Origin of the sequence: Luteolibacter luteus (assembly GCF_012913485.1) — a bacterium.
Lineage (GTDB): Bacteria > Verrucomicrobiota > Verrucomicrobiia > Verrucomicrobiales > Akkermansiaceae > Haloferula > Haloferula lutea.
This window is the reverse complement of sequence record NZ_CP051774.1, coordinates 4,329,779-4,351,085: the sequence shown is the minus strand read 5'-3', so window position 1 is coordinate 4,351,085 and position 21,307 is coordinate 4,329,779. Positions and strand designations below refer to the sequence as shown.

The 21,307-nt window shown below is 60.2% G+C and carries 18 protein-coding genes; 11 read left to right on the top strand and 7 right to left on the bottom strand.

Annotated elements, in window-relative coordinates:
• The first annotated feature begins 62 nt into the window (after window positions 1-62).
• Window positions 63-434, top strand: coding sequence for an Imm10 family immunity protein (locus HHL09_RS17950; protein ID WP_169456008.1), 372 nt, complete (start codon window positions 63-65; stop codon window positions 432-434).
• A gap of 103 nt (window positions 435-537) precedes the next feature.
• Here the strand turns inward: HHL09_RS17950 and HHL09_RS17945 are convergent, their stop codons facing one another.
• From HHL09_RS17945 to HHL09_RS17925, 5 genes are all read right to left on the bottom strand, one after another.
• Window positions 538-744, bottom strand: coding sequence for a hypothetical protein (locus HHL09_RS17945; RefSeq protein WP_169456007.1), 207 nt, complete (start codon window positions 742-744; stop codon window positions 538-540).
• 150 nt (window positions 745-894) lie between these two features.
• On the bottom strand, window positions 895-1,242 hold the full coding sequence (locus HHL09_RS17940) for an acyl-CoA thioesterase (RefSeq protein WP_169456006.1): 348 nt from the start codon (window positions 1,240-1,242) through the stop codon (window positions 895-897).
• 91 nt (window positions 1,243-1,333) lie between these two features.
• Window positions 1,334-1,801, bottom strand: a complete 468-nt coding sequence (locus HHL09_RS17935) for a DoxX family protein (RefSeq protein WP_169456005.1) — start codon at window positions 1,799-1,801, stop codon at window positions 1,334-1,336.
• Window positions 1,798-2,286: a Jag family protein gene (locus HHL09_RS17930; protein ID WP_169456004.1), complete on the bottom strand. Its 489-nt coding sequence runs from the start codon at window positions 2,284-2,286 to the stop codon at window positions 1,798-1,800. Before HHL09_RS17930 ends, HHL09_RS17935 begins: the two co-directional genes overlap by 4 nt.
• Before the next feature lie 45 nt (window positions 2,287-2,331).
• A complete protein-coding gene (locus HHL09_RS17925; RefSeq protein ID WP_169456003.1) occupies window positions 2,332-2,775 on the bottom strand; it encodes a GAF domain-containing protein in 444 nt (147 codons plus the stop codon).
• 296 nt (window positions 2,776-3,071) lie between these two features.
• Between HHL09_RS17925 and HHL09_RS17920 the strand changes: the two genes are divergently transcribed.
• The 5 genes from HHL09_RS17920 to galK all read left to right on the top strand — a co-directional run bounded on the left by HHL09_RS17920 (window position 3,072) and on the right by galK (window position 9,929).
• A complete protein-coding gene (locus tag HHL09_RS17920) occupies window positions 3,072-4,211 on the top strand; it encodes an aldose epimerase family protein (RefSeq protein WP_240963655.1) in 1,140 nt (379 codons plus the stop codon).
• A gap of 138 nt (window positions 4,212-4,349) precedes the next feature.
• On the top strand, window positions 4,350-6,101 hold the full coding sequence (locus HHL09_RS17915) for a sodium:solute symporter family protein (RefSeq protein ID WP_240963654.1): 1,752 nt from the start codon (window positions 4,350-4,352) through the stop codon (window positions 6,099-6,101).
• 22 nt (window positions 6,102-6,123) lie between these two features.
• Window positions 6,124-6,324: a hypothetical protein gene (locus HHL09_RS17910; RefSeq protein ID WP_169456002.1), complete on the top strand. Its 201-nt coding sequence runs from the start codon at window positions 6,124-6,126 to the stop codon at window positions 6,322-6,324.
• 168 nt (window positions 6,325-6,492) lie between these two features.
• Complete coding sequence (locus tag HHL09_RS17905) at window positions 6,493-8,487, top strand: sodium:solute symporter family transporter (RefSeq protein ID WP_425491667.1); 1,995 nt, start codon at window positions 6,493-6,495, stop codon at window positions 8,485-8,487.
• Window positions 8,488-8,750: 263 nt separating this feature from the next.
• Window positions 8,751-9,929 (top strand): galactokinase, encoded by a 1,179-nt coding sequence (gene galK, locus HHL09_RS17900; protein WP_169456000.1) that lies wholly within the window; start codon window positions 8,751-8,753, stop codon window positions 9,927-9,929.
• 67 nt (window positions 9,930-9,996) lie between these two features.
• On the opposite strand, the gene HHL09_RS17895 is transcribed toward galK, so the two are convergent.
• Complete coding sequence (locus HHL09_RS17895) at window positions 9,997-10,983, bottom strand: NPCBM/NEW2 domain-containing protein (protein WP_169455999.1); 987 nt, start codon at window positions 10,981-10,983, stop codon at window positions 9,997-9,999.
• A gap of 125 nt (window positions 10,984-11,108) precedes the next feature.
• On the opposite strand from HHL09_RS17895, the gene HHL09_RS17890 reads away from it, so the two are divergent.
• The 4 genes from HHL09_RS17890 (at window position 11,109) to HHL09_RS17875 (ending at window position 20,166) form a co-directional block, all read left to right on the top strand.
• A complete protein-coding gene (locus tag HHL09_RS17890) occupies window positions 11,109-12,965 on the top strand; it encodes a DUF1592 domain-containing protein (protein WP_169455998.1) in 1,857 nt (618 codons plus the stop codon).
• Between the two features lies 1 nt (window position 12,966).
• A complete protein-coding gene (locus HHL09_RS17885; RefSeq protein WP_169455997.1) occupies window positions 12,967-13,389 on the top strand; it encodes a hypothetical protein in 423 nt (140 codons plus the stop codon).
• 61 nt (window positions 13,390-13,450) lie between these two features.
• Window positions 13,451-14,857 carry a DUF1552 domain-containing protein gene (locus tag HHL09_RS17880; RefSeq protein ID WP_205760878.1) on the top strand — a complete coding sequence of 469 codons (1,407 nt, stop codon included), beginning with the start codon at window positions 13,451-13,453 and terminating at the stop codon, window positions 14,855-14,857.
• A 350-nt stretch (window positions 14,858-15,207) separates the two neighbouring features.
• On the top strand, window positions 15,208-20,166 hold the full coding sequence (locus tag HHL09_RS17875) for a PQQ-dependent sugar dehydrogenase (RefSeq protein ID WP_169455996.1): 4,959 nt from the start codon (window positions 15,208-15,210) through the stop codon (window positions 20,164-20,166).
• 30 nt (window positions 20,167-20,196) lie between these two features.
• On the opposite strand, the gene HHL09_RS17870 is transcribed toward HHL09_RS17875, so the two are convergent.
• Window positions 20,197-20,346 (bottom strand): hypothetical protein, encoded by a 150-nt coding sequence (locus tag HHL09_RS17870; RefSeq protein ID WP_169455995.1) that lies wholly within the window; start codon window positions 20,344-20,346, stop codon window positions 20,197-20,199.
• 163 nt (window positions 20,347-20,509) lie between these two features.
• Between HHL09_RS17870 and HHL09_RS17865 the strand changes: the two genes are divergently transcribed.
• The gene (locus tag HHL09_RS17865; RefSeq protein WP_169455994.1) at window positions 20,510-21,304 is read left to right on the top strand and encodes an energy transducer TonB; all 795 of its coding nucleotides are present in this window, start codon (window positions 20,510-20,512) and stop codon (window positions 21,302-21,304) included.
• Window positions 21,305-21,307 lie beyond the last annotated feature (3 nt).

Below are 21,307 nucleotides of genomic sequence, written 5' to 3'. Positions count from 1 at the left end.
CATTTCTAGGCGCAGCTCGTTATCGCTGGCGCTCACGAGCGAAGAAGAATATCGGAAACCGCGTGAAAATTAGGGCTCAGGAAATCCATTTCTCCACGGACGAAGGAATCGCCGTCGTTGGTTTTCAAGATGACGACTCCCGCTATGTGCTGCTTACCCGTGCCTTGGATCCCGGGGACCAAGCCCGGAACCCGGGCCTCCAAGGAATCCATCTGGAAGTGGAGGATCAATCGCGGTCAGGATACGATTTGATCGCGACAGCCAAGGCGTCTCCGCGAGGCCTCGAGCTGCTACTCAACCCGGAGGGTATCAACCATATCGCCGAGGCTGAGATCACCGTGGACTTCGAAATGCCACAGGAAGCCGCCGACCGCTTTCGCGAAACGATCAACCGGCTCTTCGAGGGACACGCGGGATTTACCTACCAGCCCTAGCAGCCGGAGAACAGGCGTCTCGAGGAAGACGTGGATCCTTCGGTGGAGGCCTGCCGATGGACGGGAATCCGCTGCCTGGGGTCATTCCCGCAAAGGAAGAAGTTCACTCCACCCGTTCCCATCCCAGCAGATTGGGACCATCATAGAGCGGATAGAAGAACCAAGGGAGAGCTTCAGTGGACTGGCCCGGCGGAACGTATTCCTGCATCCCCGGCTTTCGCCATGGGGTATTCTGGGCGGCAATCCATTCGCCAATGTCGCATCCGGACAGCTCGAACTTTTGACGTTCGACAGAGGGTCGGTTGATCATGGGTGTAGGAGTAGAGTAGCGGGGGTGGACGCTACGGGGTGGGACAGATTTCCGGATGAACGGGAGAATCTAGCACAACCGCGGATTAAGCGACAGTTAATCCGGAAGGTATTTTAGCCCTAGAGGGGCGAAATGCGTAGAAGCCCTACCCTATCTCAGAGGCCGCTTGCGTCCGGCATCATCGACGCTGACATAAGTGATCACCGTGGTGAAAATGGGCGGTGCCGCAGTATTGCGCCGGTCAAACACCTCCACCTTGTAGCTCGCGGAAGTACGGCCTTCATGCCCCAGTTCGCAGCGGATGTTCAGGATCGTCCCCTGCCGGACGGAGTGACGGAACTCCACCTTGTCCATGCCGATGGTCACGAACTGGCAGTGCGGGTAGTCCAGCGATGCGGCAATCCAACAGGCCTCATCAACCCAAGCCAACAAGCGGCCACCAAACAGAAACCCAAAGTGATTCAGGTCTTCCGGTAGGACAAGACGATGCGTTTCCATGGGGAGCAGAGGGCTTGGAACTGAGAGAAGGGAGAAAGAGTCCCGGGGGCGAGGTTCACTTTCCGCTTCCCGCGCTTTACTCCATGCTCATTTACCGGCGGCGCTTGCGCTTGTCCGTGGAGATCGTGGCATCCAACGAATATTGGCCCGCGCCGGTGATGATCAGGACGAAGGCGGGCAAAAGATAGAGTACCGCCATCTCCTTGGCCGCGCCGCCCGCCGAGAAGAAGGGATCGGCTGCATGAACTTGGAAAGCGGCGACGCACATGGCGAAACCGAGGACAAAGGCAGCCGGACGGGTCAGAATGCCAAGCACCAGCAGTCCGGAGGCAAACAACTCCGCACCGATGGTGGCCATCAGACTCATCGGCATGGTCATCTTGCTCAGCGGCCAGATAGCGGGCACCACCGACCACTTCTCCGCATAGGTCGCGTAGTTTTGCAATTTTGGCAGGCCATGGCCAAAGAGCATCATCAGACCGAAGCCCGCACGCAGCACCAAGAGCCCGATGGATGCGAGGGGATCCCGCGTCCCGCAGTCGAAAAGGAATCGCTTCATTCGTTTTCCCCCTTGGAAGTCTCGTCGCTCGATTTCCCGCGGGGGCGGATGATGATGCGCTTCAGCCGGTCGTCACCACCGGGGGAAACGCTCTCCACGTCGGTATCATCCACCAGAACGTTATGCACCAAGCGGCGGTAGTAGGCGTTGAGAGGACGCATCTTGAAGATCTTGCCGGAAGCCTTCACGGCCTCGGCGGCATTGCGCACTTCGGCGGACAGCTTGTCTTCCTGGATCGCGCGGTAGTGCTCGCAGTCGATGCGCACGCGCGGGGCCTTCGGGAAGTGTTTCCGGAGCACCCGGTTCACCAAGTACTGGAGGTCGTCCAGACGTTCGCCGTCCTTGCCAATCAAAAGCTCGCTGCGGGGGGTATGGATCTGGAGGCAAGGCTCCTCGGGATCATCGATCACCTCCACTTCCACATGGAAGCCGAGCTGGCCGAGCATCGTGTCGAGAATCTTCCTCGCTGCCGCGACGGGTGTCATGGCCCCTATCTAACGACCACAAGGCGCTCTGGTCAATGTCGGTGCTCAATTTGCACTCCAGGCCTCACCCACACGTGCGGCTATCGCGCCCAAGCGAGACTTCTCATCGTCGGAAAAATCATGAGGCGCATGCATGCCGACACCCAGAGTTCCGAGAACCTTGCTCCTATCCGGGGAGAAGACCGGGACGGCGAGCGAACCGGAGACCTGAGTCTGCCGGGCATCCGGGCGTGCGACCCCGCCGAGGTCTTCCTGAAGGTTGCAAAGTTCCACCGGCTCACGGCGCTCCGCTGCGACCCCGGCGATTCCCTTTCCGAAAGGAATGCGGGTGATCTTCGGAAGGAGGAATTCCGGGACACCGGACTGCACCACGAGATCGAGGAATCCGCCATCCGCCTTGTGCAGGGTCCCGGTCTGGCAATTGAAGGCGCAGAGGACCTCGTCAAGCCATGCCTGGGGGTCGCTGCTCGTCTGAAAATCGAGGCTCATGGAAGGTTTTTCGTCCCGATCCCCGGCCTGCGCCAAGGAAATCCGCGCGGTCGGCAATTTACGCGGAGGAATCAGCTTACGGTGAATAAAGGGTGTAAGCCTTCCTTGATTTCCAAGAGCCCCGAAACATCAGTCGCCGGAGCGCCGGGAGGCCGGCGCGGCATCCGCAAACCCAATGAATCCTTGCTCCAAACAGTCACTCTGCCCAAGGATCGACAGAACGGGAATGAGGACGGGATTTCGGATTTACAGCCCGACCTAACCGATTCCACCCTTCAACCACGTTTGACAGACCCATGAAGACGAAACCCTTGATGACGCTGATGGCCGCCACACTTCTTGCAGGTGGCTCCCAATTTGGAACAGCCTTCGCCGACAAAATTGCCGTGGAATCCTTTGGAAAAATAGCTGCCGGTGAGACCCAGGTCTTCACCTTGACCAACAAGAATGGGCTCCGTGCCCGAATTTCCGACCTCGGCGCCACGCTGGTGTCGATGGAAATCCCCGACAAGGCCGGGAAGATCGCCGACGTGACCCACGGCTTCGATAACGCCGAAGGTTACCTTTCGGAGGGAAATCCGTACTTCGGTGCCACGGTCGGTCGTTTCGGCAACCGTATCGCCAACGGCGTGTTCAAGCTGAACGGCAAGGAGTATACCTTGGCCACGAACAACGAACCGGGCGGCATCCCCTGCCACCTGCACGGTGGCAAGGTCGGCTTCAACAAGAAGATGTGGAAGGCCGAGCCGAAGGAGGACAAGAATGCCGTGACCTTCACCTACGTCTCTGAAGACGGCGAGGAAGGCTACCCGGGCACCCTGACTACCAAGGTCACCTACACCCTCACCGATGCCAACGAGCTGAAGTGGGAAGTGGAAGCCACGACTGACGCACCGACCGTGCTGAACATCGTCCACCACAGCTACTGGAACCTGAGCGGTGATCCGACATCCTTGATCAACGACCACATCCTGACGCTGAATGCCGACAAGTATCTGCCGACCAATGCGGGACTGATTCCGACCGGCAAGCAGGACCCGGTGGCCAATACCCCGATGGATTTCAACAAGCCGACAGCGATCGGTGCCCGCGTGGGAGAAAAGTTCGAGGCCCTGAAGCTCGGCGGCGGCTATGACCACGCCTGGGTACTGAAGCCCGGCAACGGCGTCCGTCTGGCAGCCCGCCTGAAAGATCCGAAGAGCGGCCGCGTGATGGAAATCTCCACCGACAAGCCGGCCATCCAGTTCTACGGCGGTAACTTCCTCGACGGCACCGTGGCTGGCAAGAAGGGCGTGAAGTATCCCTTCCGCAGCGCTTGCGCCCTCGAAACCGAAGGCTTCCCGGACGCGCCGAATCATCCCGAGTTCCCGTCCGCCGTGCTGAAGCCCGGTGAGACCTACAAGCACGTGATGATTCACAAGTTCCTCGCCGAGTAACCCGGCCTGGATTTCCTAGCCTCGCGTGCGCCCCTCTCCGTGCCTAGGGGGGCGCACGCACTCGTCTCTTGCTAGCGGGCGGCCTCCCGCTTCAAATGGCGCACTGCCTCCCCAACCCACCTGCCAGACCTACCCAAGATGTTCCTAGAATTTACATCGCTTCTAGCCTCCACCGGAGGCGCCATCTCCACCGAGGGGATGGCTAAACCGGATCTCAACCTGATCGACTGGTCGATCATGGGGATCTACCTCGCCTTTGTCATCGGCATCGGCTTCGCGCTGAAAAAGTACATGAACAGCGCGGAGGACTTCTTCCTCTCCGGCCGTTCCATCCCGGGTTGGGTCTGCGGCCTCGCTTTCATTTCTGCCAACCTCGGAGCCCAGGAGTTGATCGGCATGGCTGCCTCTGGCGCCGAGTACGGGATCATGACCTCCCACTTCTACTGGGTGGGCGCGATTCCGGCGATGGTCTTCCTCGGGATCTTCATGATGCCGATGTATTACGGTTCCAAGGCCAAGTCGGTGCCGGAATACCTGAAGATGCGCTACAATGAACCGACGCGCGTCTTCAACTCGGTGTCCTTCGCCTTCATGACGGTGGCCTCCTCCGGTATCTCGATGCACGCGCTGGCGGACCTGCTGCACGCGCTGCTGGGCTGGAATTACTATGCCTCGCTCGTGATCACGTCCGTGATCGTGCTGGCCTACGTGCTCAAGGGCGGCCTGAGCTCGGCGATCTACAATGAGGTGCTGCAGTTCTTCATGATCGTCTTCGGCATCGCGCCTCTCGCCTACATCGCCCTGAAGGATGTCGGCGGTTGGGAAGGCTTGGTCGGCAAGCTGCAAGCTTCTCCTCAAGGCCAAGGTGCCCTGCACTCCTGGGCACAGACCGGTGGCACCGCAAACCCGATGGGCGTGCCGTGGTATGGCATCCTCTTCGGCCTCGGCTTCGTGCTCTCCTTTGGCTACTGGACCACGAACTTCGCCGAAGTGCAGCGCGCACTCGCTGCCAACTCGATGGGCGCTGCCCGCCGCACCCCGATCATCGGTGCCATTCCGAAGATGCTCTTCCCCGCGATCGTGATCCTTCCGGGCATGATCGCCTACGGCCTCACCAGCGACGCGGTCGCCGGCGGCTACTCGATCCCGATGAAGGAAGGCGTGCCGAACTACAACCAGGTGCTGCCTTCGATGATCTTCCACTACTTCCCGAACGGCCTGCTGGGTCTCGCGCTGACCGCGCTGATGGCCTCCTTCATGTCCGGTATGGCGGCAAACGTCACGGCCTTCAACACGGTCTGGACCTACGACCTCTACAAGACCATGAAGCCGAACCAGACCGACCGGCAACTGCTCGCCATGGGCAAGTATGCCACGATCTTCGGCATCATCGCCGCCATGGGCTTCGCGCTGGTGGCCTCGAAGTACAATAACATCATGTCGGTGCTGCAGCTCGTGTTCGGCTTCGTGAACGCGCCGCTGTTCGCGACCTTCCTGCTCGGCATGTTCACCAAGCGCTCGAACGGCGTCGGCTCCTTCTGGGGTCTGGTCGTCGGCACTTCCGCCGCGGTGATCTTCCACGGCCTCAGCTTCGCCACCGGTAACACTCCGGGCGTGAAAGGTGGCTGGCTTGGCCTGACGGTCGAGTTCCCGAAGGAAATGTCGCAGAACTTCTGGATCGCCATCGTGGCTTTCAGCACGACCTTCGTGGTGAACGCCGTGCTTTCCATGATCACCAAGCGCACCAAGACCGACGACGAACTCCGCGGCTTGGTTTACTCGCTCACTCCGAAGCATCGCGACGAGAACGAGCCTTGGATCTTGCGCCCCGCTGTCCTCGGCTCGATCGTGATGATCGCCGTGATCATCCTGAACTTCATCTTCTGGTAAGAACCCCGAAACCTTCACTACCATGGATCTCCGACTTCCAATTGGTTACGTCTTCACGATCTACGGCCTGATGCTTACGGGCTACGGACTCTTCACCAACGGCAACGCCATGTATGCGAAATCGCTGAACATGAACGTCAACACCGCTTGGGGTGTCGTGATGCTCGTCTTCGGCCTCGTCATGCTGTTCTACGCCAAAAAGGCGGGAAAGAACCAGGGCTGAGCCCTCCGTCATAAACTTCCCACGGGGCCAATTCCGCCGCATAAAAGGCAGGATTGGCCCCGTATGCTGTCGCGCTCGAGGCAGCCCGATTAAACCCGTCCCCGATATCAAACCTGCATGAATCTACCTTTCTCCCTGCTTGCCCAAGCCAGCCTCGAAGCTGGAAAAATGAGCACGCTCGACGTGATACTCTTTATCATCGTCGTGGTTGGCGTGATCGCCTTCGGCATCTGGCAGGGCCGGAAAGAATCCGCTGATGCGGCGGAAAGCGGAGGAGCAGCGGGCTACTTCCTCGCGGGTCGCGGCCTCACCTGGTGGCTGGTGGGCTTCTCTCTCATCGCGGCGAACATTTCGACGGAGCAGTTCGTGGGAATGTCCGGGCAAGCAGCAGACTGGCTCGGGATGGCTGTTTCCTCCTGGGAGTGGCTTTCGGCAACCGCACTAGTGTTGGTCGCCTTTGTGTTCCTGCCGAAGCTTCTGCGCTGCGGGATCTACACCATTCCGGAATTCCTTGAATATCGCTACGGGCGCTTCTCCCGGATCGTGATGGCGGTTGCCACGCTGATCATTTTGGTCGGCGTGCCCACAGCCTCGGTGATCTATTCCGGAGCAAAGGTGATCTCGGTCTTTTTCCAAGGCCGCATGGTGATGGGCGCCGATCTCGGGGATATCACGATCGGTTGCTGGATCATCGGCATCTCCGCCGCGATCTACGTTCTCGTCGGCGGGCTGAAGGCCTGCGCTTGGACTGACCTGATCTGGGGTGCCGGCCTGATTGCCGGGGGTGCAGTGGTGACTTGGCTCGCCTTCGGTGCGCTGAAAGACGCTGATCCGAACCAGCTGATCTTGACCAAGGTTCAGAATTCCACTGCCACCGTCTCCGATCTTGAAGCTGCCAGCGGTTGGGGGCGCTTCATCCTGCTGAACGACGGGAAATCCGGAGAAGCCGCGGCCATGGCGGGGGAAAACCTCTCCGGTGGCAAGCTGCACATGGTTCGTCCCATCCACGACCCCGAATTGCCATGGACGGTGCTGCTGCTGGGAATCTGGGTTCCGATCTGTTTCTATTGGGGGCTTAACCAGTATATCGTCCAGCGGACGCTGGGATCGAAGTCTCTGGCAGAGGGCCAAAAGGGCATCATTTTCGCCGCCACGCTCAAGCTGCTGATCCCCTTCCTGATCGTGATCCCCGGGATCCTATGCTTCAATCTCTACAACAAGGACCTGCGGGCGGAAGCGGTGAAGAAAAACGCATCAACCCTTCTGGAAATGCGTGGAGCTCCGGCCAAGGTTTATCCTTTCACCGGCAACTTTGTCGCGGCGGACACAGCCACCGCCCGCGAGATTCTGACCCACAATGCCAACGCGGCCAAGATGGAGATCGCAATTCCCACGGAAGCCACAAGCGATCAACTTCTCGAACTCAACAAAAAGGTACTTGAGGAAGCAGTCACCAAGCAAATCCCTGCTGGCACCAAGCTGATCGGTTACGATTACGACGCGGCCTTTCCAACCTTGATGCGTAATCTGATGCGGCCGGGCCTCACTTGGTTCGTGCTGGCCGCCATCTTCGGAGCCGTCGTTTCCTCGCTAGCCTCGATGCTGAATTCCGCGGCTACCATTGCCACCATGGACTTGGTCCATCAGGTGAAGAAAGACATGAGCGAAAAGTCCACGGTGCTTTCCGGCCAGTTCTTCACCCTACTCTTCGTCTTGATTTCCTGCCTGATTGCACCCGGTCTGGGTGATCCAAAATTTGGTGGAATCTTCAAGTTCATCCAGGAGTTTCAAGGCTACATCAGCCCCGGAGTGCTGGCGGTTTTCCTGTTCGGTTTCCTTTCCCCGCGCACGCCCCGTTACTTCGGCTGGGTGGGCATCCTCTCAAACGTCGTCCTCTATCATTCGATCAAGCATTGGATCGGACCCATACTCGGGAAGAATGGCATGTGGTTCGCCCCTGATGTGTCCTATGTAGACCGCATGGGATTGTGCTTCCTTTTCGTGGTAGCCCTCGGTCTGGTAGTGACATTGGCGAATCCACTCTCGCAGCCGGTGAAGCTGCCTGTAACCGAGCTGATCAGCCTCGAATCCTCGAAATCCACCAAGGTCTGGGGGGCGATCGTGATTGTGGCGACCTTGATCCTCTACGCGATTTTCTCCTGAGTCAGGCAAGGTCCGGCATCGGAGACCGCAGGATGGAGGAAGGGAGAAGCTGCCCCCTTCAATCAGGCCCCTTGCAGACAGCTTTCCCCTTTGCCAAAATGCGGGATTTGACCACGCTTCCGGGCGTCGGCCCGCCCCCCGATGAAAGCAGCTCCGGCTCCGCGCCCAATGAGGCTTTCTTCGGATTCCAAGGCATCGGCTGAACCAGATGGCGCCTCGCTCCCGCCTCCGCCGAAGACCGACACCGAAACACGCACCAGCCCATGTCACTCGATCTCGCCACTTCCCTTGCCGACCTTGCCGCCGATGCTGCCGCCGGCCTCAAAGACCATTTCGGTGTCGATGCCACCGTCACTGCAGCCGCGCCCGGCCGAGTCAATCTGATTGGCGAGCATATCGACTACTGCGATGGCTTCGTGATGCCCTTTGCGATCGATCGCTACATCGTGATCGCCGCAGCGCTGAACGGAACGGAAAACGCCCGGGTCGCCACCGCGCTCGGAGGGGAACCGGCGATCCTGCCGCTGAACATCAAACAGGAAGTTTCTTCCCCGAAATGGGCGAACTATCTGCGCGGCGTCTTCCAAGGATTCCAGGATCGCGGCCATCATCTTCCCGGTTTCGACGCCTACATCATTTCCTCCGTCCCCGGCGGTGCAGGCCTCTCCTCTTCTGCGGCGCTGGAGTGCTGCGTGGCCACCTTGCTTGAAGGCCTGGTGGACACAGTGCTCGACACCAAGGAAAAGGCGCTGCTCTGCCAGAAGGCGGAGCATGACTTCGCCGGCGTACCCTGCGGTATCATGGATCAGTTCGCCTCCGCTTTCGGCAAGGCGAACCGCCTGATCCTGATCGATTGCCAGAGCGGCGAGCCCGAGTTGGTGCCCTTCGAAAATCCGGACCTCACGGTCATCATCTCGAACACGATGGTGCACCACGAACTTTCCGACGGCGGCTATGCAGCCCGCCGCAAGAACACCGAAGACGGCCTCGCCATCCTGGGCAAGAAGTCCTGGCGCGATGTATTGATCGGCGAGGTGGAAGAATCATGGGATCGCTTGGGCGAACCTGTGAACCGCCGCTCCCGCCACGTGGTCGGTGAAATCGCCCGCACGATCGCGGCGGCGGAAGCTCTCGCGAAGAACGACTACGAAGCCCTGGGACCGCTCATGGCTGCGAGCCACGATTCCCTGCGGGACGACTTCGAGGTCTCCTGCAAGGAACTCGACATCATGGTCGAGATCGCGCGTGCGATCGGCCGCAATGGGGGCGTGATCGGTGCCCGCATGACCGGCGGCGGCTTCGGTGGCTCGACCGTGACGCTTTGCGAATCCCGCAAGGCCCCTGAGATTGCGGCGACACTTGCAGAGAAATACAAGGAAGCCACCGGCATCACGCCGCAGATCTTCGCGTCCCGACCCTCGATCGGCGCGCACTTGGTGTGATCATTGGAGGGATCGAAAATCCCTTAACCCTACGGCGGGACGATCGGCTCGTCCCGCCACTTGGACCTCACTGATACTGCGGATCGACCCAGAAGGTCCAATCCGACTCGTCGTCCCCGTTCTCATCCACAACCAGAACGAGCTTCTTGCTCGGCTTGAAGGAGATCTCGATCTCCTCCTTCGGATTGGATGCACTGATCTCCTTGCTCCGGAAGACCTCACCTTCGTCGGACAAAATTGAAAAGATGGCACTGGCGCCACCGGGAGCCTCCTTGGGAATAAGCACCACCGCACGGAAACCGGTCACCGGTTTCGGGAATTCATACTCGTACCGGCTCGGTGCATGGGCATAGAGAAACCGGCGATCTTCGAGTTCCTTGCCATCCAAGGTAATGACTTTCTGCCATCTCCCAAAGTATTGCTTGAAATACTTGCCGCCCTCGGCCGATTTCCAATCCCGCTTTTTCAGATCCTGCCAAGCATTCTTCAGATTACGGGGCGCTTGTTTGACGACTGCGGCCTCACCCGTGTCAGCCGCTTTCACCGCCTCCCGAGCCTCGGCTAGTTCCATGCTTTCCCTGCGGGAATCACGCTCCGAGCGCACTGCTTCCGCGTCCTCGATCTTGTCCGTCGCTACCAACTGCTTCTCGAGTGCGGAGAGCCGGATGTCGTAGGCTTGGAACCACGCCACGACGGCACGCTGCTTCTTGAGCAAGCGTCCCACCTGCGCGGTCCGGTAAACCTGGTAAAGCTTCGCGATCTCCGGAAGCTCCGGCTCCACCAAAGGAAGGTCCCCTTCTTCTTTCCAGCGCACGAGTTCGGCATCGAGGATCTTCACCGCATCCAAGTCGCCGGTTTTCTTCACATTCTCCCGGCTTTTTCCCAACGCGACGACAAGCTGCTCTTTCAGCTTCACCAGATCCGCGCGATACGCCGCGTCGATCTCCTGATGCTGCGCGTCAAAGGACTTCTGGACGCTTGCAAAGCTGTCCTGCGCGGCCAGCGGAGCCAGCATCCCACCGGCGACGAAGAAGATAGGAAAGATCCATTTCATGATAACTCCGGATTCCAGAAATCCGCGTATGGGGCGGTCTCCCTGCTGTCAAACCCATTCGCCCTCTCTGGCCGGCCAAAAACCTTGAAAGCCTGATCATCTGGAGGCCGTTTCGGTTCTGAATCGTGTCGTTCCGCCCTGCCATTCCGCTTTTCATTGCCAGCACCTTGATGGTCGCTGCGGACGAGTTTTCGGAAAAGGCGACGCCCCTGCTCGCGAAATATTGCTACGACTGCCACGGCGAGAAGAAGCAGAAGGGGGGGATCGAGGTTCACCATCTGGACTCCACCGATGCGGCGCTCAGACAGCACCGCTTTCTGGAAAACATCGCCAAGCAGGTGGCGGATGGCGACATGCCGCCGGACGATGAGGATGTCCTCCCGACGGATGAAGAGCGCAAGCTGCTGGTGGAAGAGATCCGCGGCGTCTTGAAGAAGCTGGAGACCGGCGACTTCCCGCGCAACCCGGGCCGGACCACCGTGCGCCGCCTCAATCGCAACGAATACAACAACACCGTCCGCGATCTCTTCGGCATCGATTTCCAGGCAGGTAGCGATTTCCCCTCTGACGGGGCGGGCGGAGAGGGCTTCGACAACGTAGGCGATGCCCTCTTCGTCCAGCCATCGCTGATGGAGAAGTATCTCACCGCGTCGAAGAAGGTCATCGCCACGCTCTACGATGACCCGAAGAAGCTGGAGCGAGTGATGACCGCAAAGCCCGGTGACAGGACGCCGCCGGAGAAAGCAGCGCGCACCACTCTGCTCTCGCATGCTTCGCTGGCATTCCGCCGGCGGGTAAGCGACGAGGATCTGGCTCCTCTCCTGGAGATGTTCGCGAAGCGACTCGCCGCTGGAGAAAGCTACGAAGCCGCGCTTCGGACGCCTCTGCAGGCACTTCTCGTGCATCCTTCTTTCCTGTTCCGCGTGGAAGAGGATCAAGCGGGCAAGGGCGAATGGCGGGTGGGCGACTTCGAACTCGCGACAAGGCTTTCCTATTTCCTCTGGGCATCCATGCCGGACCGGCGGCTACTGAAGCTGGCGGATGAGGGCAAGCTTTCCGATCCGGCCACCCTGCGTGCGGAAACGATGCGCATGCTCACCGACAAGCGCGCCGAGAGCCTTTCCCGTCACTTCGCGGGACAGTGGCTCGGCTTCGAGGATCTGCGCGAAAATGCCGAGCCGGACCAACAGCGCTTCCCCACTTTCACGCAGAGCCTCCGGGTCGCGATGTACCGGGAGTCGGTGGAGTTCTTTAATAACCTCATCCGGGAGAACCGGCCCGCCCTCGAACTGCTGAATGCGAACTACACTTTCGCGAACGCGGAACTGGCAAAGCACTACGGGATCGAAGGGATCAGCGGCAGCGAGATGCAGCGGGTGACGCTCAACGATCCAAATCGCGGTGGAGTGATCGGCCAGGCATCCATTCTCACCGCCACCTCGATGCCGCTGCGCACGAGCCCGGTAAAGCGCGGCAAGTGGATCCTGGATACCCTTCTCGGCACCCCGCCACCACCTCCCCCGCCCGATGCAGGCGTGCTGCCCGGTGATGACAAATCGACCGAGGGCCTTTCTTTCCGGGAAATGCTGGAGGTCCACCGCACGAAGGCTTCTTGCGCCGGTTGTCACTCGAAGATCGACCCCTTGGGCTTCGGCCTGGAGAATTTCGATGCCATCGGCCGCTGGCGGACCACGGATGCGAATGGCAAGCCGATCGATTCGAAAGCCACGCTCCCCGGCGACATCAGCTTCTCCACGCCTGCCGAACTGAAGAAAATCCTGCTGGGCTCGGATGAACTTTTCCTGCGGAACCTCGCCCGGAAAATGCTCGCCTACTCCTTGGGTCGCCCGCTGGAATATTACGATGAGGCGGTGGTCGCCGATCTCGTCGCAAAGCTTCGCAAGGATGACCTGAAGATGCAGACGCTCATCCTTTCCATCGTCGAGAGCCACCCTTTCCAGAACCGCAGTGCCAATCGTTAAAATGCCTTCAAAGATCCAGTTCCTTTCCCTCGCTGCCCTGCCGCTGCTGGCATCATGCTCTTCGACGAAGGTATTTGTTCACCCGGACCAGTCCCTGACCATTTCGCACCGCGCCGGAGGACCGCTTGCCATGCACCGTGATCTTTGGATCAAGGGGGCCGTTCCAGGGAAGGTTACCACGGCATCCGACCTGAAAGTTCACATTGCCTATACTGGTCTCAAGCCGATCGATTTTTATAAGACCTGCATTGGCTACGTGGACTGGACTCGCGAGGATCGCATTGCGGTTCGTCTTGCATCGAATACCGACCGCCGCTGGACCTTCCAAGGAACGGGGGCCGCCGCTCGACTGGTATCTGAACCAGGCCCCTACCGGATTATTGAAGACAAGGTTCACCGCGTCCCAAAACCGGAGAAGCAGTGAGATTTGATTGATCTTCCCCTCATCCGTCCCGTCTTCCCTCAACCCTCTACCCGCTGAAACCATGGCTAACATCCAATCCCAGAAGTGGCTCATGCCGCGCCGCGCCTTCCTCCGTGGAACCGGTGCCACGCTTGCCTTGCCTTTCCTTGATGCGATGCGGCCATTGATGGCGGCAGGCTCACCGGGCTCGATCCCGATCCGCATCGCGCTGCTCTACATGCCGAATGGCGTGCGTGCCGACCGTTGGACACCGGATGGCAAGGGCAAGGGTTTCAAGCTCTCGCCGATCCTCTCCCCGCTTGAGAAACATCGCGAAGACCTGCTTATCCTCACCGGGCTGCAGAACAAGGCATCCTTCACCGGCGACGGACACTACGTGAAGACCGGCGGATGGCTAACCGGCACCACGATCACGAAGACCACGGGCTCCGACATCGCGGCAGGCGGCGTTTCCATGGACCAGATCGCAGCCCAGCAGATCGGGCGGGATACCAAGCTCCCCTCGCTCGAACTGGGTACCGAACCGGTGGCCACCGGCATCGATACCAATGTGAACTACACGCGCCTCTACGCGTCCCACATTTCCTGGAAGACATCGACCGTGCCCCTGCCCTGCGAGATCAATCCTCGTGTGGCCTTCGACCGCCTTTTCCGCAGCCGCTCGAAGGACGGGGAGAAGCAGGCAGCCGATGACAAGTCGGTGCTGGATCTGGTGAGCACCGATGCCAAGCGCCTGCAATCAAAGCTAGGCCAAGCCGACAAGCACAAGCTGGAGCAGTATCTGGAATCGATCCGCGAGGTGGAACGCCGCATCGAGGCGGAGGCCGCCATGCTCGGTGCCGGAGAGAACTTGCCGCCCGAGCTTCTCAAGCAGCTCGACGTGCTGGACAAGCGGATCTCCAAGGCGATGGGCAAGGCTAGCCGCGAGGAAGAACTGAACTCGCGTCCTCGTTTCGATCATTCCGAGCACTGCCAGATCATGATGGACCTGATGGTGCTCGCCTTCTGGTCGGACTCGACCCGTGTCTCGTCCTTCATGTTCGGCAACGACGTGACCGGCCGGAATTTCTCCTTCCTCGAAGGTGTGAACGGAGGACACCATGATCTTTCCCATCACAGCAACGACGGCAGCAAGCTCGACCAGTATGAGAAGATCAACCACTGGCACGTGCAGCAGTATGGCTACATGCTCGACCGGATGAAGGAGATCAAGGAGGGCGATGGCACCTTGCTCGAACACTCCATGGTGACTTTCGGCTCGCCGATCCGGGATGGCAATTCGCACGATCCAAAGAATGTCCCGGTCGTCATCGCCGGTGGCTCCAAGGCCGGGCTGAAAACCGGAACGCACGAGGTCTATGAGGAAGGCACGCCGCTCTGTTCTCTGTGGCTGGGCATGCTGGACAAGGCCGGAGTGAAGGCGAAGGAACTTGGAGACGCGACGACGCCTTTGAAGGGGATCGGGTAGGAGACGAGGACCACGAAAGTCCAGATCGTCCTGATAGCCCCGTCAGGACGAGCGCGACCTCGTGAGGAAGGCTTCCGGTGGAGGATCCCCGGCTGCGAGGGATCTTTTCTTCACCCCATTGATTCGGGCGGGAAGCGACGCGACGGAGCCTCCAGAAACCGGGAGCGCGACTCTGAAACGAAATTGTCACCTTTCGTGAGGCGCTCATACTAAACCCCGGACGCTTATTCCACGTTTGTCACCCGTGGAGAAATCGCTCCACCCCGCACGGAGCCGTGAACGGTGCCGGCGGGAGGTGTTTCAGCTTCTCAAAAACCCCACCGGCTCCCCGGCCAAAAAACACCCTGCGCATGAGATCCACCCGGTTTCTTCGGATGGCCGCACCGGCCTTGTTTCTGATTTCGGGACTCGCTTCGAACGCCCATGCCCAAGCCTACGGCTTGTCCGCCAGGCCGGACGTGGATGCCTACTATGACGGGACCTTCCCTCCGCAGGAGCCCGTGGTCGCATCGGACTGGTCCACGGTGCTCGCGTTCCCGAATCTCACCTTCCTTAACCCCGTCGGCCTGACCGCCATCCCCGGAACCAACAAGCTCATCGTCTGGGAACGCGAGGGGAAGATCTGGGTCTTTGACAATACCCCGGCAACAAGCACCAAGACCCTGGTCGTCGACATGTCTCCAAACACCCAAGGCTGGGATGACTCCGGTATGCTCGGCGTGGCGGTGCACCCGGACTTCGCAAACAACCGGCAGATCTTTCTTTGGTACAATTGGCGCGGAGGTGTCACGGGCGGCACCGGCGACAATGGTCCGGTGCTGGGAGACGCCGACAATCGCCCGCCAACTGGCACCCCCACACGCAACCGGCTTTCCCGCTTCACGCTCGACAGCAATTTCCAAGCAGCCAAGGCGAACGAGCATGTGGTCATCGACCAGAAGGATACTTCCGTCTGGCACAACGGCGGCGGGATGTTCTTCCACCCGCAGAACGGCTTCCTCTACATCACCAACGGGGATGACACCAATACCGATAACTCCCAGCGCGTCGATCGCTCGCTATTCTCCTGCGTGATCCGCGTCGATGTCGATCAGCGCGGCGGAACGATCAGCCATGCGCCTACGCTGCGACCGCAAAACGAAGTCTCCCCGAATTGGCCGCGCTATTTCATCCCGAATGACAATCCCTTCGTGGGCCAGGCAAACGCCCTCGAAGAAATCTACGCGACCGGCCTGCGGAGCCCGCACCGCATGAGCATCGATCCGGTGACGAACCGCATCTTCATCGGCGATGTCGGCGCGTCCTCGCGCGAGGAGATCAGTGTGATCGAGCCGAATGATCCCGCCGGCCTGAATTTCCAGTGGAGCCGGATTGAAGGCCTCGGAGGGAATCTCACGCCGCCGTATGTCGGCACAAGCAAGAGTCCGATCATCGACTACCCGCACGGCACCGATGACGGCAGTTGCGTGGTCGGCGGCTATGTCTATCGCGGCACGCAATTTCCGGAATTGATCGGCAAATACATCTTCGGGGACAACATGAGCGGCCGGATCTGGTACTTGGATGAATCCACGGTGCCAGCCACCAAGAAATTGCTCGCCACATTACCCGATGGGCCTGGCCCGAATTCCGGAAACGACTACCGGGGCCTCGGCTCCTTCGGGCTGGATGCCAGCGGTGAACTCTACATCTGCCGCCTGAGCAGTACGGAAGGGCGTATCTATAAGCTGCAGCGCGGCGGAGCGGCACCGGGCACGCCCTTGCCCCCGACTCTCAGCGCTACGGGATTTTTCAGTAACCTCGCCACCCTCACGCCGAGCGATCGCCTGCTTCCCTATGATATCAATGCGCCCTTCTGGTCCGACAACGCGGTAAAGAAGCGTTTCGCTGCAGTTCCGAACGGCAGCAATGTGGGCTTCCAGGCAACGGGCGATTGGACCTTTCCCGAGGGCAGCGTTTTCGTGAAGCACTTCGACTTGCCGGTGAATGACGTGGATCCGAATGCGAAACGCCGCCTCGAAACGCGCTTCATCGTGAAGAAGCAGGACGGTTCGGTCTATGGAGCCACCTACAAATGGCGCCCGGATCAAAGCGACGCCGATCTTCTGGATGGTTCCCTTACGGAGAACATCCCGATCACGACCGCTTCGCTCGGGACCTTCACCGGCGAGGACATCGGCAGCCCCGCCCTCAGCGGATCAACCGCTCGCGATGGCAACATGGTCACCATTACCGCAGGTGGTACCGATATCTGGGGCAACACCGACCAATTCCACTTCGCCCATCAATTGCGCAATGGCGACTTCGACATCTCTGTGCGCGTGGAGTCGGTCGTTCAGGCGGACCTTTACACGAAGACCGGCCTCATGGTCCGGGAATCCCTGGCAGCAAACGCACGGCACATCATGGCGCTCGTCTTCCCCAGCAATGCGGCGCGCAACAACAACGACGGCGGCTACGAATTCCAATACCGTGCCAGCACTGGCGGCAACGCGACTGCTCTCTATCCACCGCAGCCACAGCCGCGCGTAAACTACCCGGAGACTTGGCTGCGGATGAAGCGGGAGGGAGACACCTTCATCGCCTACTCCGGCTCGGATGGCTTCACGTGGACCGAGTACGCCCGGACCACGATGGTGCTGCCCGCGGAAATCCACTTCGGCATGGCGGTCACGGCACACACCGCATCCCCGCGCACTACCGCAAAGTTCCAGATCGAGACACGCCGCCAACCCTGGTTCTACCCGAGCCGCCAGAACTGCGTCACCTGCCACAACACGCAAGCAGGCGGGGTGCTCGGCCTGAGCACGCGTCAACTCAACAGGGACCTCCTCTTTCCATCCAGCGGCGTGACCGACAACCAGCTCCGCGCTTGGAATCATGTCGGCCTTTTCGATAATGGTCCCGCGGAAGCGAACATCCCCGCCCTGGAGAAACTGGCCCATCACACCAACGTCTCCGCCTCGCTGGAAGATCGAGCGCGCTCCTATCTGGATGCGAACTGCTCTTACTGCCACCGCCCTGGTGGCGTGCATGCCTTCTGGGACGGCCGCTACGAGACGCCCTTCGTGGATCAGAATATTTACTACGGCACCGTGGGCGATGACCTCGGCATTCCGGATGCGCGCGTGGTAGTACCGCAAGACTTGGAGAAATCCATCCTCTATCACCGTGTCAGCATCACCGGAGAACACCAGATGCCCCCGATTGCGAGGAACATGGTCGATCACGCAGGTGTCGACGTCCTGCGGCAATGGATCCAATCGCTCGAAGCGGAAGCAGTCGAAGGCCCGGATACCTTGGTCGCAGTTGCCGTGTCCCATTCACAGGTCGACCTCACTTGGCAGGATCACTCCGACAATGAAGCGGGCTTTGCGGTGGAGCGTTCGATCGATGGACTGAATTTCGAGATCCACGCCATCGCCGAGGCAAACGTGACCAGCTTTAGCGACACCAGCGCCGAGCCCTTCTCGACGAACTACTATAGGATCCGCTCGTTCGGGAAGTACGTCTATTCCACGCCGTCCAATGTGGCCTCCGCGGTCACGGACATCGGTCCGCCCTCCCCGGAAATTCGCCTGCTTGGAAACGGCCGCATCATCCTGAAAGGCGACACTACCCCCACCTACGAAGACGGCACCGACTTCCGCGTCGTCATGCCACCTGCCACTGCCACCCGCACGTTCACGATCGAAAACATCGGCAACTCCCCGCTCCTTCTGAACGGCGCCCCGCGCATCGCCATCACCGGCCCCCATTCGACTTCCTTCGCGGTCCTGGGTCAGCCCGCGGCCAGCCTCCCAGGCCCCGGCAATTTCAATTTCCAGATTCGTTTCAGCCCGCAAGGGACGGGTACCAAAAACGCGACCGTGACGATCAGCTCGAATGACCCGGACGAAGGTAGCTTCACCTTCGCGATCACTGGCAGCGGAGTCGCACAGGATCTCGTCGGATGGTGGAAATTCGACGAGACCACGGGCACCTCGGCCGCCGACGCCACCGGATCGGGGCGCACCGGCAATCTCAATGCACCGCCACCCCTCTGGAATTCCGAAGGACACTTCGGCGGAGCTCTACGCTTCACCGGCGAATCCGGCCAAGGCGTCGTCGTGGGAAACCATGCTTCTCTCAATCTCACCGACGCGATCACCATCAGCGCTTGGGCAAAGGCACTCGATTGGGACGGCAACCGGCGCATCGTTCAGAAAGGCAATACCGATAATCAGTACCGGCTCCTCGCGGAGGGAGGGAAGCTGGTCTGGCATCTTGCCAATGTCGGACGCCTTGAAGCCACTTTGCCGGAGACAAACCAATGGTTCCACATCGCCGCAACTTATGAGGGGACCATGATGCGCCTCTACGTGAATGGCAGCGAGGTACTCAGCCAGGAAGCCGGCGGTGAAATCGGCACCTCTAACAACGCGCTGAACATCGGCACCAAGACGACCAACGCTCCCGAGGGCGATCATTTCCATGGGGACCTCGACGACGTGCGCATCTACGCCCGCGCGCTGGCGGCGGATGAAATCGCCCTTCTCGCCGCCCAAGCGGGCGAGGTGAATATCACCGTGGCCGATGGCGTCGCGCAGAAAGGCACCACGAACACGGCGGCCTTCACCATCACCCGCAGCGGCGCGACCGATAGCGCCGTCCAAGTGGGGCTGATCACGACCAGTGGTGCCGGCTACGGCATCCCGGGGGCGGATTTTTCGCTCAGCCCTGCGCAGACTGGCTTCGCGATTCCCGCCGGTCAGAGCTCCGCAACCCTTTTAGTCAATCCCTTGGATCGCAGCTTGGTCACCGGCCCGCTGACGGCGCAGATCACGATGGCGGAATCGACCGGCTACATTTTGGGCAGCAACAGCAGCGCTCAAGCGCAGGTGCTGGATTCTCCGCTCAACCAGTGGAAAGCCTCAAGCTTCGGCAGCATCGCCGCCGCCCAAGAAGCCGACGCTGACGATGCTGCCGACGGAGATGCGGACGGGCTGAGCGTGCTAATGGAAGCAGCACTTGGGGGAAGTCCGGCCACTGGAGATTCCTCCCTCCTTCCGACAGCGAAGACCGAAATCATCGAGGGACAGAGCTACCTCACGCTCACGTACAAAAGGCCTCGTCCGGTACTGGGCGGAATCTCCTTGGTGCACCGCACCAACTTCGATCTAGCCTCCGGAATCTGGGCACCCGCGGTCGAACTCCCCGGCTATCCGGTCAATAACGGGGATGGCACGGAGACCGTCAAAGTCCGTAGCGCGGAGCCGATCAGCAGCAATCCGCGGCAGTTCATCCGCCTCGAGGTGACACGCCCCTAGCCCCTCCGGTACACGCGCTGTTCCGCCGACTCAGCTTCCCGTATTCCCCTGCTTGTGCAGTGGATCCTCCACCTTGTACCGGTCCGAGATCACCTCTCCGTCCTCAGCGGTCACGGTCTCGCGCACCAAGCAACCACCAGACATTCCCGCAAAAAGCAGCGCGCCAGACATCAGGAGCATTCTCATTGATGACATCCTGCCTGTCTCCCTCCGTCCGGCAATGCCAGGATCCGGGTCTTTCTGCTTCCGGGCGGATCTGGCTCAAAAATGCTTTTGACACTGCCTGCCCACAGTTCTTCACTTCCCGCAGCTGAGATTCATTCTCAATAACACCTCGATCGCCGTGAGCCCCTTCATCTACGCACTCAACATTGGCACCTTCGCCACATGGCTGACGGTGGCAGGCGCGAGCACGGTGGCCTGCACGATCCACCTCTCCGAGCGCCTCCCGGAATTGATCTCCATGGGGCAGCTCATTGATGCCGATATTGGCACCGAGGTGGATCTGAGTGATATGTCGCAAGGCTCGGCTCCCGCTTCGGATCCGACCGAAGAAGTCACCGACCAAGAAAGCGTGCCTGAAGAACAGGTGGCCGAGGCCGAGCTTCCCGAGGTTCCGGACGAAGCACTCCCGGAAATCCCCGACGTGGCGGAAATGGAGCCGCTGCCCGAGATTCCTGATTTTCCTCAACCGACCCCACAGAAGCCGGCAGTGAAAGCACCGGAGTCGGCCCCCAAGCCGAAGGTTGTCGCTCGAAATACCAGTGGCAAAGCCAAGGAAAGTACTCCGGGTGCGCGCAAGGCTTCCTCCAGCGGTCAAAGCGGTGCTGGAACCGGTTCCGGTGCTGGCAATGTGGCAGGCGGCGGATCCAGCCCGATGGGCTCCGCGCGTTTTGCCGGCGGTCGCTTTCCCAAGCCGAACTACCCTGCCGAAGCACGGAGGGCGGGCATCGAAGGACGTGTGGTGGTTTTCCTGACTGTCGATGAACGCGGCAACGTGGTGGATGCGTCGATCCGCGGTTCTTCTGGAAATGCTTCGCTCGACGCAGAAGTCATCCGATGCGCCCGCCGGGCGAAATACCCCCCGGGCACACGCGCCACCGCGACCAAGTCTGTCTTATTCCGTTTGAATTCCTGATCC

Excerpts from the sequence above, each read along its gene's own strand:
- HHL09_RS17905 (WP_425491667.1), top strand. The coding sequence starts at position 6,493 with ATGAGCACGCTCGACGTGATACTCTTTATCATCGTCGTGGTTGGCGTG.
- HHL09_RS17895 (WP_169455999.1), bottom strand. The coding sequence starts at position 10,983 with ATGAAATGGATCTTTCCTATCTTCTTCGTCGCCGGTGGGATGCTGGCT.
- HHL09_RS17910 (WP_169456002.1), top strand. The coding sequence starts at position 6,124 with ATGGATCTCCGACTTCCAATTGGTTACGTCTTCACGATCTACGGCCTG.
- HHL09_RS17870 (WP_169455995.1), bottom strand. The coding sequence starts at position 20,346 with ATGCTCCTGATGTCTGGCGCGCTGCTTTTTGCGGGAATGTCTGGTGGT.
- HHL09_RS17945 (WP_169456007.1), bottom strand. The coding sequence starts at position 744 with ATGATCAACCGACCCTCTGTCGAACGTCAAAAGTTCGAGCTGTCCGGA.
- HHL09_RS17920 (WP_240963655.1), top strand. The coding sequence starts at position 3,072 with ATGAAGACGAAACCCTTGATGACGCTGATGGCCGCCACACTTCTTGCA.
- galK (WP_169456000.1), top strand. The coding sequence starts at position 8,751 with ATGTCACTCGATCTCGCCACTTCCCTTGCCGACCTTGCCGCCGATGCT.
- HHL09_RS17885 (WP_169455997.1), top strand. The coding sequence starts at position 12,967 with ATGCCTTCAAAGATCCAGTTCCTTTCCCTCGCTGCCCTGCCGCTGCTG.
- HHL09_RS17930 (WP_169456004.1), bottom strand. The coding sequence starts at position 2,286 with ATGACACCCGTCGCGGCAGCGAGGAAGATTCTCGACACGATGCTCGGC.
- HHL09_RS17925 (WP_169456003.1), bottom strand. The coding sequence starts at position 2,775 with ATGAGCCTCGATTTTCAGACGAGCAGCGACCCCCAGGCATGGCTTGAC.
- HHL09_RS17940 (WP_169456006.1), bottom strand. The coding sequence starts at position 1,242 with ATGGAAACGCATCGTCTTGTCCTACCGGAAGACCTGAATCACTTTGGG.
- HHL09_RS17875 (WP_169455996.1), top strand. The coding sequence starts at position 15,208 with ATGAGATCCACCCGGTTTCTTCGGATGGCCGCACCGGCCTTGTTTCTG.
- HHL09_RS17915 (WP_240963654.1), top strand. The coding sequence starts at position 4,350 with ATGTTCCTAGAATTTACATCGCTTCTAGCCTCCACCGGAGGCGCCATC.
- HHL09_RS17880 (WP_205760878.1), top strand. The coding sequence starts at position 13,451 with ATGGCTAACATCCAATCCCAGAAGTGGCTCATGCCGCGCCGCGCCTTC.
- HHL09_RS17935 (WP_169456005.1), bottom strand. The coding sequence starts at position 1,801 with ATGAAGCGATTCCTTTTCGACTGCGGGACGCGGGATCCCCTCGCATCC.